Raw genomic sequence first — 13,470 nt, forward strand, 5'->3', positions numbered from 1 at the left:
GTATGAGAAAACGCCACAAAAACAGGCATTTAACAAATTTCGTATTTATATATACACGATCTGGATGATGGCATGGTTTCTGCTATCATCCTCCATTGAGTTTAGCCGCCGGGTAAGGGTTTTCGGTAAGGACCAGTAAGACAAGGTTTGTCTGTTGGACGAGATTGCACAAAACTGGCAGGCGCAGCACTCAGCAATTTCCGAATTTATTTTTTAGCTCTCAGAGGAGTTTCACATGGCAATGACAGCCGCAGAAGTCTTGAAAATGGCGAAAGATAACGAAGTCAAATTCGTTGATTTTCGCTTTGCTGATACCCGAGGCAAAGAACAGCACGTAACTGTTCCAATTTCCCAGTTCGACATCGATAAATTCGAATCTGGCCACGCATTTGACGGCTCGTCCATCGCAGGCTGGAAAGGTATTGAAGCATCTGACATGTTGTTGATGCCAGATCCATCTACTGCCAATATTGATCCTTTCTTCGAAGAAACGACATTGTTCATGCAATGTGATGTTATCGAGCCATCTGATGGCAAAGGTTATGACCGTGACCCACGTTCCATCGCGAAACGCGCTGAAGCGTATTTGAAATCTTCTGGCATTGGTGACACAGCTTACTTTGGCCCAGAACCAGAATTCTTCATTTTCGACAGCGTACGCTGGAAAGTGGACATGTCTGGCTGTTTCGTCAAGATTGATTCTGACGAAGCGTCCTGGACGACAGGCGAAAAACTCGAAGGCGGCAATACTGGCCATCGTCCTACGGTTAAAGGCGGTTACTTCCCGGTTCCTCCAGTCGACAGCTTCCAGGACATGCGTTCTGAAATGTGTTTGATTCTGGAATCCTTGGGCATTCCGGTTGAAGTGCATCACCATGAAGTGGCTGGCGCTGGTCAAAATGAGATCGGCACCAAGTTCTCTACTTTGGTTGAGCGTGCAGACTGGACACAAAACCTGAAATACGTGGTCTGGAATGTTGCCCACACCTATGGCAAGACAGCGACTTTCATGCCTAAGCCTATCGTTGGAGACAACGGTTCTGGCATGCACGTGCATCAATCCATCTGGAAAGATGGCAAAAACCTGTTTGCTGGCGACGGCTATGCCGGTTTGTCTGATTTTGCGCTGTACTATATCGGCGGTATCATCAAGCATGCAAAAGCATTGAATGCGATCACTAACCCAGGCACCAACTCTTACAAGCGTTTGGTTCCAGGTTATGAAGCTCCAGTGAAACTGGCTTACTCTGCACGTAACCGTTCTGCTTCTATCCGCATCCCTTACGTTGCCAATCCAAAAGGCCGCCGTATTGAAACACGTTTCCCTGACCCACTGGCTAACCCATACCTGTGCTTCGCGGCACTGATGATGGCAGGTCTGGACGGCGTACAGAACAAGATCCATCCTGGTGAAGCTGCCAGCAAAGATCTGTACCATTTGCCACCAGAGGAAGATGCATTGATCCCGACAGTCTGCGCATCTTTGGAAGAAGCACTGGACGCATTGAACAAAGACCGCGAGTTCCTGACACGCGGTGGTGTATTCAGTGACAGCATGATCGATGCCTACATTGATTTGAAAATGCAAGAAGTGCAACGCTTCCGTATGACAACTCATCCAGTTGAATTCGATATGTATTACTCTCTGTAATTCTGAGTAAATGCACAAAAAAGCGGGGGCAACCCCGCTTTTTTTGTTACAAATGCTAATTTCTCTGTAATTGTGTTGCAGCGCTGCATGACATACACTATCAGTCTGTTAATGATTATTGCTTTCCTATGAACCGACTCTTGTCAGGCCTTATTCTCTTTATTGGTGCGCAGACGCTTGCCTATGCGCAGGGCGATGTATTCCTGTGTGTGGACGATAATGGTAAAAAAGAATACAAAAACACAGGCGCTGTCAAAGGATGCAAAAAGGTCGAATTGCAAGGCATCACCGTTGTCCCTGCGCCAGCATTGCCTGCTCCGGGCAAGAAGCCACAGGGTAAGCCGGCTAGCAGCCCCAGCGATTTTCCCAAGGTAGATGACAGCACTCAAAAAGCCAGGGACTCTGACCGCAAGCAGATTTTGCAGGATGAATTAAAAACGGAAGAGCAGAAGCTGGCAAATCTGAAGAAAGAATACAATAATGGTGAGCCTGAGCGTCGTGGTGATGAAAGAAATTACGCCAAATATCAGGAACGCACCAATTTGATGAAAGAAGACATCGCCCGCACCGAAAAGAACATAGAGGCACTGAAACGTGAAATTGCCAACGCAAAATAAGTTGCCAGTGTGAAAATGCAAAATGCTGTTCGGGCATGATGCTTGCGTAAAGGTCGCTCTGTGCGGCCTTTTTTTATGGACAAGTTGTGAAAACTCCACTTACCTCGTTTGCTGGCCTGGATTTGCTGACATCAGCCGTGATTGTGCTGGATGCAGAAAGCAGCATTTTATTTGCCAATGCAGCTGCTGAAAATCTGCTCGACTCTTCCTTCAAGTCGCTCACGCATTTGAAGCTGACCGATTTATTCCTGAATGGGCAGGAATTGACTGCCGTTTTTCATCAGGCGGTAGCCCATCAATTTGCTGACAAGCGTCAGGATTTGACGCTGGAGCGGGCAGGGCGGGATGCTTTGCATGTGCACAGCATAGTCACTGCACTTGATAACCCTGATACACCTGTCTTGATAGAGCTGCGTGAAAACGTGCAGCAACTCAAGCTCGACAGGGAAGAGCGCATGCTTGACCAGAGCAAGGCCAATAAAGAGTTAATCCGCAACCTGGCGCATGAAATCAAGAATCCCCTCGGTGGCATACGTGGTGCTGCGCAATTGCTGGAGCTGGAATTGCCCGAGCGCCACCTGCGTGAATTGCGTGAATATACCCAGGTCATTATCAAAGAGGCCGATCGGTTGCAGACCCTGGTGGACCGCTTGCTGGCTCCGCATCGCTTGCCGCATATTGTCGGTGATGTGAATATCCATGAAGTCTGTGAGCGCGTGCGCAGCCTGATTGTTGCTGAATTCCCGCAGGGCCTGACCATCAAGCGCGACTATGATTTGTCGATCCCTGAATTTCGTGGCGACAAAGAGCAATTGATACAGACTGTCCTGAACATTGCCCACAATGCGGCGCAAGCCCTGAATGAAAGAATCAGGCAGGGTGATGCAGTGCTGACCTTCAAGTCGCGCGTGGTGCGCCAAATCACTTTGGCCAAGGTTCGCTACAGGCTGGCATTAGACTTGCATATCATCGATAACGGTCCGGGCATCCCACCTGAGATTCGCAATCGCATTTTCTATCCTTTGGTATCAGGCAAGGAAGGCGGTAGCGGTCTGGGCTTGACGCTGGCACAAACTTTCGTTGAACAACATATGGGTGTCATCGAATGTGAGAGCCGGCCGGGATGTACGGATTTCCGGATACTGATACCACTACCTTAAATAAAGGTGTGACAAAGTGGCTGCACCAAAAGTGCTCCTTCTATCGATATGCTTAACACAGACTGCAAAACGACAATATGAAACCAATCTGGATAGTGGACGACGACGATTCAATTCGCTGGGTGCTGGAAAAGGCGCTGGCGAGGGAAAATCTGGTAACGCGCAGCTTCACCAATGCAAGAGATGCAATGAACGCCTTGCAAAGCGATACGCCGCAGGTGCTGGTGTCTGATATACGCATGCACGGCGCTTCTGGCCTTGAACTATTGCAAACTGTCAAAGCCAAGTACCCAGGTTTACCGGTAATAATCATGACGGCGTTTTCTGACCTGGAATCAGCAGTAGCTGCTTTTCAAGGCGGAGCGTTTGAGTACATGGCCAAGCCTTTTGATCTCGACAAGGCAGTTGAGTTGATACGTCGCGCGCTTGATGAAAGCCTGCGCGAATCCAGTGTAGAGCAAAGCATGTCTGAAACGCCGGAAATACTTGGTCAGGCACCAGCCATGCAAGATGTGTTTCGCGCCATTGGTCGTTTGTCGCAATCCAATGTGACAGTGATGATCACGGGCGAATCAGGTAGTGGTAAAGAGCTGGTGGCGCGCGCCTTGCATAAGCACAGCCCACGCGCATCACAGCCTTTCATTGCCTTGAATACCGCAGCCATCCCCAAGGATTTGCTGGAATCAGAATTGTTTGGTCATGAGCGTGGCGCCTTTACTGGCGCACAAACCACACGTCGTGGCCGTTTCGAGCAGGCAGAGGGCGGCACCTTGTTCCTCGATGAAATTGGTGACATGCCTTTTGATTTGCAGACGCGTCTGTTACGGGTGTTATCGGATGGCCATTTCTATCGCGTTGGCGGACATCAGCCAATGAAGGCGAATGTGCGCGTGATCGCTGCGACTCACCAAAATCTGGAAACCCGGGTGAAAGACGGCTTGTTCCGCGAAGATTTGTATCATCGCCTGAACGTCATCCGCCTGCGCTTACCCAGCTTGCGTGAGCGCCGTGAAGATATCCCGTTGCTGACCAAATACTTCTTGAACCAGAGCGCCAAACAACTGGGTGTGGATGTCAAGCGCATGTCCGAGCCTGCATTGCAATTTTTGTCCAGCCTGGATTTTCCCGGTAATGTCCGCCAATTGGAAAATCTGTGTAACTGGATCACCGTCATGGCGCCGGGGCAAACGGTAGAAATGCCCGACTTGCCGCAAGACCTGGTACCGGCTACTGTCGGTGCGGTACAAGCGCCAGTTGCTATTAGCGGTCATGATGCACCAGTCAGTAACCATGAAAATCTGGCAAATGCGACAACAGTTAATGGCAGTTCACTGCCTGATAAATCAGCGTACCGTAGCGGCGAAAGCTGGGTCTCTCTGCTGGAAGCGGAGGCGACAGCGATGTTGGCTGAAGGCCAGTCAGAAGTCATCGACAAGCTGGGGCGTTGTTTTGAATCCGTCGTCATCAAAGCGGCTTTGCGCCATACTCATGGCCGCAAGAATGATGCAGCGATACGTTTGGGCATAGGTAGAAATACCATAACGCGCAAGATTCAGGAACTGGGAATAGACGGGGTGAAGGACGAATAGTGTTTTGATATGTATGGCACGAATAATGGCTGCCAAATCTTGCATTGGCAGCCATTATTTTTTAAATGCGATACCACAAGGCAAAGGTCAACAGGCAAAAGAAAGCAGCCACAATGTCATCCCACATGACACCAAAACCACCTTTCAGGTGGCGGTCAAAATAACCTATCGGTGGTGGCTTGACCATGTCAAAAAAACGAAAGCCTATGAATGCCCATAACTGGGTTTGCCAGTTGGCAGGCACGATGAAAATCAATACCAGCCAAAAGGCGATGATCTCGTCCCAGACCATGCTGCCGTGGTCAGCGACACCCAGGTTTTTACCCGTGACATCACAAGCCCAGACGCCAACCGCAAAGCCAACCACGATGATGATGGCCCAATTGGTCGTCGTAAACACATCTGGCCAGCGGGTAGAAAATACATAAAAACTCAACCACGCAAACAGGGTGCCCGAGGTGCCTGGCATGACAGGTGACAAGCCACTGCCAAAGCCTTGCGCCAGGATGTGCGCAGGGTGGCGTAACATGAAACGCCAGTCTGGTTTCTGGATGATGGTCGTCTGCTTGTTTTCTGTGGTAGTCATGGATGGGCAAAGTGATCAAATGATTTATATTGCAGGAAGACTGTCTGGCCTTGTTCATCCAGCAAACGCAAGCCTGCACCTGCCACTATATGGCCTATATGTGTGACGGTGGTGCTGGCTTGTGCGGCGGCAGTCTGCACATCTTGCCTGCGACTTGCTGGAGCGGTGAAACACAATTCATAGTCGTCTCCACCATTCAGGGTAAATTGCCTGCGTAAATCTTGAGACTGCTTATGCAATACGGGGCCAGCAGGTAAACGATCGACGAATAAAGTGGCACCGACTGACGATTTTTCCAGAATATGACCAAGGTCACCGGCCAGGCCATCAGAAATATCCAATGCCGCATGGGCGATGCCACGTAAGGCCATGCCCAATGCAATACGCGGGATGGGCTGGTGCATACGTGTTGCCGCCAATTGATGTTCGGATGTTGAAAGCCTGACTTCATTCCAATAGCCAGCCAATGCCAGCCGCGCATCACCCAAAGTGCCGGATACCCAGATGTCATCACCAACTTTGGCCGCATCGCGGCGCAGGGCAGTGCCTGGTGGCAGCTCGCCAAAAATTGTGATGCAGATGTTCAATGGCCCCTTGGTGGTGTCGCCACCGATCAGGTGACAGCCGTGTTCATCTGACAGGGCTAGCAAACCGCGTGAAAATTCTGCCAGCCAGTCAGGATTTGCTTCGGGGAGTGATAGAGCCAGGGTAAACGCCAGTGGCGCAGCACCCATGGCCGCCAGGTCGGACAAATTTACAGCCAGGCATTTATGACCTAATGTGTACGGGTCTGCATCCGGGAAAAAGTGACGGCCAGATACCAGCATGTCGCTGGAAATGGCCAACTGCATGCCTGGGCTGGGATTGAGCAGGGCACAATCATCCCCTATGCCCAGGGCGATGCGGCTGTCTAGAATACTGTGTCGCGCAAAATAGCGCTTGATGAGATCGAATTCGGAAAGCATGGGCGCATTGTACCTAAGGTGGCTCAGGATTCAAGATAAACCCCCCGACACCGTTGGTGCTATGCGCTTTGTTTAATCATATCGGTCTGGCTACCTGTGCTTCCGATAGCTCAGCGATGAGCGCATTTCTCGATTTGGCATCTTGCGGCGCAAGGGCAAAACCATGCATTTTCTTGTTCTCATCAAAGTAGCGGCTTGTCGTGACACCTTCCGTGCACACCGATTCCCAGCTACCTGATTTGCTGACGGCAAGCGCAGGCGGGATCAGTGCGACCGGATAACTAGGCGTCTTGACCTGGACGGCGGCTGGTTTCATGTCTATGCTAGTCAATTTCCCTGTCAGACTTTGCGCTATCGCCCGTGCTGCGGTCATGATGGGGGCAACATATGGCATCAAGCTATGGCTGCCATCGGCTTGCTTGTACTGAGCACAATCACCTAAGGAAAATATGCCAGGCACACTGGTTTGACCATGCTCATCAATGATAATGCCGCGATCAGTTTGCAATTGAGCTGCCTGTGCCAGGCGTATATCGGCACGCAATCCTACGGCTGACAAGACCACATCGGTATCAAAAACCTCGTCGTTGGATAGCCTTACTTGCAGAGCATTGCCTTGCTTGGCTATCTGGGTGGCGGTTGTGCCCAATTTTAATTTCACACCTTTACTTTCAAGCGCCGCATGCAAGCCTGATGAAATAGCTGCCGGTGCCAAAGCTGCCAGGGGCAACGGGTTAGGGTCTATCAAGATGACTTCATGTCCCGCACTGGCCAGGTCATCGCTGAATTCACAGCCTATCAAGCCAGCACCCAGAATGGTGACCCTGGCCTTGTCGCCGGCTAGTGCCAGTTTGTTACGAAACACGGCATAGTCAGCCAGGTTGTTGACAAACAAAACCTGATCAGCCGCGTTGCCATCAATGAGCAGGCGTATCGCCTGCGCGCCAAGCGCCAGCACCAGTTGGGAATAGTCAAAATCACCCATCTTGGTTTGTATGGTTTGCGCCTGCGTATTGATGCTGCTGACTACAGTACCGGTCAGGATATTTGCATTCAACTCCGCAGCCATCTGGTCCACCGTTTTACTTTTTAATTGTTGCGGCTGCTTTCCCATTGCAAAGGCATTCGACAGCATAGGCTTGGAATAAAAGCCGCCATCATCGCCAGTGACGATCAGCAAGGGCGTAGTTTTATCGAGCTTGCGAAATTCTCTGGCGACCGTATAACCAGCCAGGCCGGAACCGATGATGGCGATGGGTTTCATGGCTACCTCAGATTTCTATCATGTCAAAATCAGCTTTGGCGACGCCGCAATCAGGGCATTCCCAATCGGCAGGAATGTCATCCCAGCGTGTGCCAGCGGCGATGCCTTCTTCTGGCAACCCTTTGGATTCTTCATAAATAAAACCGCATACGATGCATTGGTAAGTTTTCATATTGTCTTCTGTATGTTGATTGAACGGATTTCTTGTTGTGCTTAAGCCTGATTGGCTTCCAATACCGCCCGATAATGATTGGCATGGCGCTCTTCGACCTTTGCCAGCGCAGCAAAGCGTTTAGCAGCGATTTCTAAAGTCCGCTTAAAGTTTTCAGCGTGTTCCTTAGATTCTGCGATTTGCTCATCGTATTCAGCGACAGCAGCCTGGTTGCCTTCTTCCACAGCGAGATGGCGGAATTTTGGGTACATTTCTGTGTATTCATAGGTCTCACCTTCGATAGCAATTTCCAGGGCGCGTTGTGGCGTCAATTGTGTTTTTGGGTATAACAAGTCAAGATGGCCAAAGGCATGCATGACTTCCTGATCAGCGGTTGCTTCAAATGCTTCTGCAATTTCGATTGCGCCGGCTTCACGTGCCAGTTTGGCGAAATAGCGGTATTTGATATGGGCCATGGATTCGCCAGCAAAAGCGGACTCAAGGTTCTGGATGGTGACGGATGGGTTTGCCTGGGTGCTCATAATGCTCTCCTTGGTTATTTGCGGTGTTGTTTGCAATTGCTATCAACGTGAGATAGATAATAGATTTTAATAATTGATTTTAAAAGACAATTGATTCTATTGATTTGATAGTTAACAGCTATGCTTGTCTGCTTAACAGAATAAATTGCATTTGGTTATGCTAGAAAAGCATAAGAGTCGTACAAATACGTATAAAGTTAGAGGGTTCCCTCTGCTAGAATCTCTACCAGTAAGATTTCCGTAAGCAAAAAAATAGAAAGAAGGTCAAGCACATGGATTCGTCAGATCAAAAAGAGCAAATACGTCAACAATTGCGTCAGGCAGCGCTGGAATATCATGAATTTCCTACTCCTGGCAAAATCAGTGTCACAGCTACCAAGCAACTGACAAATCAACGTGATCTGGCTTTGGCGTATTCCCCAGGCGTTGCTGCGCCTTGTGAAGAAATCGTCGCGGATCCGACTGCTGCATTCAAATACACGGCGCGTGGCAATCTGGTGGGCGTTATCACAAATGGCACGGCGGTGCTTGGCCTGGGTAATATCGGTCCACTGGCATCCAAGCCAGTGATGGAAGGCAAGGGCGTCCTATTCAAGAAGTTTGCCGGTATCGATGTATTCGATATAGAAATCAGCGAATCTGATCCTGACAAGCTGGTTGATATCATCGCCTCGCTTGAGCCAACCTTTGGTGGTATCAATCTGGAAGATATCAAGGCGCCGGAGTGCTTCTATATAGAACGCAAACTGCGTGAGCGCATGAAGATACCCGTCTTTCATGATGACCAGCATGGTACGGCGATCATCGTCGGTGCGGCTATCCTGAACGGCTTGAAAGTGGTCGGTAAAACCATCAAAAATACCAAGCTGGTAGTATCTGGTGCAGGTGCTGCGGCACTGGCCTGTCTTGACTTGATCGTTGATCTGGGCTTCCCGCTGGAAAATATCTTTGTCACCGATCTGGCAGGTGTGGTTTATAAGGGCCGTGTCGAACTGATGGACCCGGACAAAGAGCGTTTTGCCCAGGAAACCTCGGCTCGCAGCTTACGCGATGTGATGCCAGATGCAGATATCTTCCTGGGTTTGTCCGCTGCCGGTGTGCTCAAGCAGGATATGGTCAAGCTGATGGCACCAAATCCTTTGATTCTGGCTTTGGCCAACCCTACGCCAGAAATCTTGCCTGAAGAAGTCAAGGCTGTGCGTGATGATGCCATCATGGCGACTGGCCGTTCTGACTTCCCGAATCAAGTTAACAATGTTTTGTGTTTCCCCTATATTTTCCGTGGTGCTCTGGATTGCGGTGCAACCACCATCACGCGTGAAATGGAAATCGCAGTGGTGCATGCGATCGCTGAACTGGCCCAGGCTGAACAGTCGGATGTAGTTGCTTCTGCATACGGCATCAGCAATTTGTCCTTTGGCCCTGAATACCTGATACCGAAACCATTTGATCCTCGATTGATGATTAAGATTGCGCCTGCGGTTGCGCTGGCTGCAGAGCAGTGTGGGGTGGCGGTGCGTCCCATCAAGGATATGCAGGCATATGTAGAAAGACTGCAGCAATTCGTCTATCACAGTGGTACTTTCATGAAGCCATTGTTCCAGATCGCCAAAAAAGCACCGGCAGATCGCAAGCGTATTGTCTACGCAGAGGGCGAAGAGGAAAAAGTCCTGCGTGCGGTGCAGGTCATTGTTGATGAGAAGCTGGCGGCACCAATCTTGGTCGGACGTCCACACATTCTTGATCAACGTATAGAGAAATTTGGTTTGCGCATCAAGGCTGGGGTGGATTTTCAAGTTATCAATCCTGAGCATGATGATCGCTATCGTGATTACTGGCAGACTTATCACCAGATGACTGCCCGCAAGGGAGTGACAGAACAATACGCTAAACTGGAAATGCGCCGCCGTCATTCATTGATCGGTGCCATGATGATCCATAAAGGCGATGCAGATGGCATGATCTGCGGCACCTTTGGCACAACTGGCTTGCATTTGAATTACATCAACCAGGTGTTGGGCAAACGTGATGGTGTGAATGTCTATGCTGCCATGAATGGACTGGTGTTGCCAGACCGTCAGATAGTGCTGGTCGATACCCACGTTAATGAAAACCCGACGGCAGAACAGATTGCCGAAATCACCATCCTGGCAGCGGAAGAAATGCGTCGCTTCGGCTTGTTGCCTAAAGCAGCCTTGTTGTCGCATTCGAATTTTGGTTCCAGCAATAGCGAATCTGCACAAAAAATGCGTGCTGCTTTGGCGATCATCCAGCGTGATGCACCAGATCTTGAAGTTGATGGCGAAATGCATGGCGACACTGCGCTTGATACCAGCTATCGCAAGAAAATGATGCCTGATTCGACATTGAAGAGCGATGCCAATCTGCTGGTCATGCCGAATATTGACGCAGCCAATATCGCCTACAATCTGCTGAAAACAACAGCGGGCAATAACGTAGCGATTGGTCCTATCTTGCTGGGTTGCGCCAAGCCGGTACATATCCTGACACCATCGGCCACAGTGCGCCGTATCGTCAATATGACGGCCTTGTGTGTGGTGGATGCGGTAGCGCAGCGTTAATCTCTCGTAGTATGTAAAAAAGCCAGCCTTGTTGATCAGGCTGGCTTTTTTTCGAGGGAATTTATTTATCCTGTTTGACAGGTACGCGCCCGGTCGGCACAACATTCGACGCATGCAGACAATGGCCATGCTGGTCATCAAAAAACATATGTGGCTTGAAGGCTGCCAGCACGGCAGATTTATTGACACCACCCATAAAGAAGGTTTCATCGATTGCGATATTCCAGGCGCGAAGCGTACGTATCACTCGTTCGTGCGCTGGCGAGGCGCGGGCAGTCACCAGGGCAGTGCGTAAAGGGAAGGCGCGGCCGTCCGGTGTTTTGAAATTATTCTGCAAATACGACAGGGCCACCAGTAACCTTGCAAACGGTCCTTGCGGCAAAGGCTTTCTGGCGTTTTCTCTTTCGTGTTCTTCAAAAGCTTCCACGCCATGTTCCTGATAAATGCGTTCGGACTCATCCGAAAAAATCACGGCATCACCATCAAACGCAATACGAATCTGTTCCGGGTCCGCAGCATTGTCGGGTAAGCGATATAGCATTGCCGATGCCACGCCAGAATTGATGGCAGCTTGCACGTCGTCTTCATGCAGGGACAAAAACAGACTGACATTGAACGCCAGCAGGTAGGGTGCCAAAGGTGCACCGCCAGACAAGGCCGCACGTGTAATATCCAGACCATAGTGCGCGATCGAATTGAAGATGCGCAAGGATGTCTCAGACGAATTACGCGACATGATGACCACTTCTACCAGTCTGTGTCCAGGCGTCAGCGCATTCAGCTTTAGTAAGGCTTTGACCAGGCCAAAGCCGGCACCAGGTTTTAATATGCTGTTTTCTTCTTGCAATTGATGCTGGCGATAGGCGTCCAGCCCTTGTTCCTGAAACAGCGTTTCCTCTGCTTCCAGATCAAATAAGGCACGTGATGAAATTCCTATGACTAAGAGATTGTCTAGCGAAAATGGCATATCGGATTGTTTGTCTTGTTATTCGGTGATGGGGTAAGTGGCGCTCTGTTTACTTCGCCTGGCGAAATGTCAGATTGATTCTCTGTGTTCCCAGTAGTGGATGTGCTGCTTCCTTGATTGGTGCGACACCATGGTAACGCAATCTGGCTGGACCACCCCAGACTACCACATCACCATGCGCCAAATGATAGCGCTGGACGGGATCTGTGCGCTGCATGCCACCAAAAAGAAATGTCGCTGGTATCCCCAATGAGAAAGATACGATGGGCGCGCCTAAGTTCTTTTCATCCTTGTCCTGATGCAGGCTCAGGCGCGACCCGACTTGATATTGATTGATCAGGCAGCTATCAGGCTTGAAATCGGGAAAGCCAGCTTCTTCTGCCGCCTGCACAGCGATTGAGAAAAAATTGTCTGGCATGTATGGCCAGGGCTTGCCATTATCAGGATCGTAAGTGCTATAGCGATATCCTTTACTATCAGATACCCATCCTACTTCGCCACAACAAGTCATGGCGACGGACATGCGATGACCATTGGGAGTGAGTAACTGCCGGAAGGGATGCTTGATCATAATTTGCCGTATCCCATCCAGCAAAGTGATTTCATGTAGCACAGAAAAATGCCTCAGTATCAGCGCCCCCTCGCAGATGTCTTCAGTCCAGGGCTGTAAGTCACTGGCGCCATCAAATAGTGAATAGTTCATTGATTGGTTCTTGCTTGCTCATGTTGATCGCTCGTGCTCATATACATAAGCGTAATTCATTTTTTGTAAGTTTGGCGGTGAAAGTAAACTTCTCTTGCAAAGAGCCCCGTAAGTTTGCTATAGTTCGCCTCCCGCTGAAGAGCGGGGCTGAAGAGAGTGAAGTAATTCTTGGTTTGAGCGAAAGAAGTGACGCGGAAAGCCTGGTCTGTAAATAGCCTGAAGTAGTTGGGATTAAATCTAAAAGATTTAAACTGAACGAAATAAAAACAGGGTGTTGACAGATAAAAAGAAGTGCTTCATAATCTCGTTTCTCTGCTGCTAACGCACACAACGCTGCGACGCAAAACTGGATGAATAAGTAGTCCGGTGAGGTAGAAAAGAATACGGTTCTTTAACAATTAACAGTCAATAAATGTGGGCACTTGGTGAAGCGCACCAATTCACTTCGGTGAGTTGGAAATGCTTAAATAATATAGCAAGTGTTCACAAGAAGTATAAAGCAAGACGGTTTTTTAGAAATAAGAAACTGAACTGTCAGTATTTTGAGTGAGCGATGTGTCAGTCACATGACACAGACAGAAATGTCACAAAACAGAGATTAAACTGAAGAGTTTGATCCTGGCTCAGATTGAACGCTGGCGGCATGCCTTACACATGCAAGTCGAACGGCAGCGCGGGGCAACCTGGCGGCGA

12 protein-coding genes and 1 rRNA gene are annotated in these 13,470 nt (G+C 49.6%); 6 read left to right on the forward strand and 7 right to left on the reverse strand.

Annotated elements, in window-relative coordinates:
* The first annotated feature begins 235 nt into the window (after window positions 1–235).
* From glnA to ntrC, 4 genes are all read left to right on the forward strand, one after another.
* A complete protein-coding gene (gene glnA / locus H8L47_RS14405; protein ID WP_186954281.1) occupies window positions 236–1,651 on the forward strand; it encodes a type I glutamate--ammonia ligase in 1,416 nt (471 codons plus the stop codon).
* Between the two features lie 140 nt (window positions 1,652–1,791).
* Window positions 1,792–2,268 carry a DUF4124 domain-containing protein gene (locus H8L47_RS14410; RefSeq protein ID WP_370868577.1) on the forward strand — a complete coding sequence of 159 codons (477 nt, stop codon included), beginning with the start codon at window positions 1,792–1,794 and terminating at the stop codon, window positions 2,266–2,268.
* Window positions 2,269–2,354: 86 nt separating this feature from the next.
* Window positions 2,355–3,428 carry a nitrogen regulation protein NR(II) gene (gene glnL, locus H8L47_RS14415; protein WP_186954283.1) on the forward strand — a complete coding sequence of 358 codons (1,074 nt, stop codon included), beginning with the start codon at window positions 2,355–2,357 and terminating at the stop codon, window positions 3,426–3,428.
* A 77-nt stretch (window positions 3,429–3,505) separates the two neighbouring features.
* Complete coding sequence (ntrC, locus tag H8L47_RS14420) at window positions 3,506–5,017, forward strand: nitrogen regulation protein NR(I) (RefSeq protein WP_186954284.1); 1,512 nt, start codon at window positions 3,506–3,508, stop codon at window positions 5,015–5,017.
* Window positions 5,018–5,078: 61 nt separating this feature from the next.
* On the opposite strand, the gene H8L47_RS14425 is transcribed toward ntrC, so the two are convergent.
* The 5 genes from H8L47_RS14425 to H8L47_RS14445 all read right to left on the reverse strand — a co-directional run bounded on the left by H8L47_RS14425 (window position 5,079) and on the right by H8L47_RS14445 (window position 8,525).
* Window positions 5,079–5,603: a phosphatidylglycerophosphatase A family protein gene (locus tag H8L47_RS14425; RefSeq protein ID WP_230413739.1), complete on the reverse strand. Its 525-nt coding sequence runs from the start codon at window positions 5,601–5,603 to the stop codon at window positions 5,079–5,081.
* A complete protein-coding gene (thiL, locus tag H8L47_RS14430; RefSeq protein WP_186954285.1) occupies window positions 5,600–6,568 on the reverse strand; it encodes a thiamine-phosphate kinase in 969 nt (322 codons plus the stop codon). Before thiL ends, H8L47_RS14425 begins: the two co-directional genes overlap by 4 nt.
* A 76-nt stretch (window positions 6,569–6,644) precedes the next feature.
* On the reverse strand, window positions 6,645–7,832 hold the full coding sequence (locus H8L47_RS14435; RefSeq protein WP_186954286.1) for an NAD(P)/FAD-dependent oxidoreductase: 1,188 nt from the start codon (window positions 7,830–7,832) through the stop codon (window positions 6,645–6,647).
* A gap of 7 nt (window positions 7,833–7,839) precedes the next feature.
* Window positions 7,840–8,004: a rubredoxin gene (locus H8L47_RS14440; RefSeq protein WP_110258335.1), complete on the reverse strand. Its 165-nt coding sequence runs from the start codon at window positions 8,002–8,004 to the stop codon at window positions 7,840–7,842.
* A 41-nt stretch (window positions 8,005–8,045) separates the two neighbouring features.
* Window positions 8,046–8,525, reverse strand: a complete 480-nt coding sequence (locus H8L47_RS14445; protein ID WP_186954287.1) for a rubrerythrin family protein — start codon at window positions 8,523–8,525, stop codon at window positions 8,046–8,048.
* Window positions 8,526–8,797: 272 nt separating this feature from the next.
* Between H8L47_RS14445 and H8L47_RS14450 the strand changes: the two genes are divergently transcribed.
* On the forward strand, window positions 8,798–11,107 hold the full coding sequence (locus tag H8L47_RS14450; RefSeq protein ID WP_222616533.1) for an NADP-dependent malic enzyme: 2,310 nt from the start codon (window positions 8,798–8,800) through the stop codon (window positions 11,105–11,107).
* Between the two features lie 61 nt (window positions 11,108–11,168).
* Here the strand turns inward: H8L47_RS14450 and H8L47_RS14455 are convergent, their stop codons facing one another.
* Window positions 11,169–12,074, reverse strand: coding sequence for a 5'-nucleotidase (locus H8L47_RS14455; RefSeq protein ID WP_186954288.1), 906 nt, complete (start codon window positions 12,072–12,074; stop codon window positions 11,169–11,171).
* A 49-nt stretch (window positions 12,075–12,123) separates the two neighbouring features.
* Window positions 12,124–12,777 carry a DNA oxidative demethylase AlkB gene (gene alkB / locus H8L47_RS14460; RefSeq protein WP_186954289.1) on the reverse strand — a complete coding sequence of 218 codons (654 nt, stop codon included), beginning with the start codon at window positions 12,775–12,777 and terminating at the stop codon, window positions 12,124–12,126.
* A 600-nt stretch (window positions 12,778–13,377) separates the two neighbouring features.
* Between alkB and H8L47_RS14465 the strand changes: the two genes are divergently transcribed.
* Window positions 13,378–13,470: ribosomal RNA gene (locus H8L47_RS14465) — 16S ribosomal RNA — on the forward strand; the annotation flags it as partial.

The organism is Undibacterium umbellatum (assembly GCF_014284125.1).
Taxonomy (GTDB): Bacteria; Pseudomonadota; Gammaproteobacteria; order Burkholderiales; family Burkholderiaceae_D; genus Undibacterium; species Undibacterium umbellatum.

Coding starts and splice junctions, on each gene's coding strand:
- H8L47_RS14440 (WP_110258335.1), bottom strand. CDS start 8,004: ATGAAAACTTACCAATGCATCGTATGCGGTTTTATTTATGAAGAATCC.
- thiL (WP_186954285.1), bottom strand. CDS start 6,568: ATGCTTTCCGAATTCGATCTCATCAAGCGCTATTTTGCGCGACACAGT.
- glnA (WP_186954281.1), top strand. CDS start 236: ATGGCAATGACAGCCGCAGAAGTCTTGAAAATGGCGAAAGATAACGAA.
- ntrC (WP_186954284.1), top strand. CDS start 3,506: ATGAAACCAATCTGGATAGTGGACGACGACGATTCAATTCGCTGGGTG.
- H8L47_RS14450 (WP_222616533.1), top strand. CDS start 8,798: ATGGATTCGTCAGATCAAAAAGAGCAAATACGTCAACAATTGCGTCAG.
- H8L47_RS14455 (WP_186954288.1), bottom strand. CDS start 12,074: ATGCCATTTTCGCTAGACAATCTCTTAGTCATAGGAATTTCATCACGT.
- H8L47_RS14425 (WP_230413739.1), bottom strand. CDS start 5,603: ATGACTACCACAGAAAACAAGCAGACGACCATCATCCAGAAACCAGAC.
- alkB (WP_186954289.1), bottom strand. CDS start 12,777: ATGAACTATTCACTATTTGATGGCGCCAGTGACTTACAGCCCTGGACT.
- H8L47_RS14445 (WP_186954287.1), bottom strand. CDS start 8,525: ATGAGCACCCAGGCAAACCCATCCGTCACCATCCAGAACCTTGAGTCC.
- H8L47_RS14435 (WP_186954286.1), bottom strand. CDS start 7,832: ATGAAACCCATCGCCATCATCGGTTCCGGCCTGGCTGGTTATACGGTC.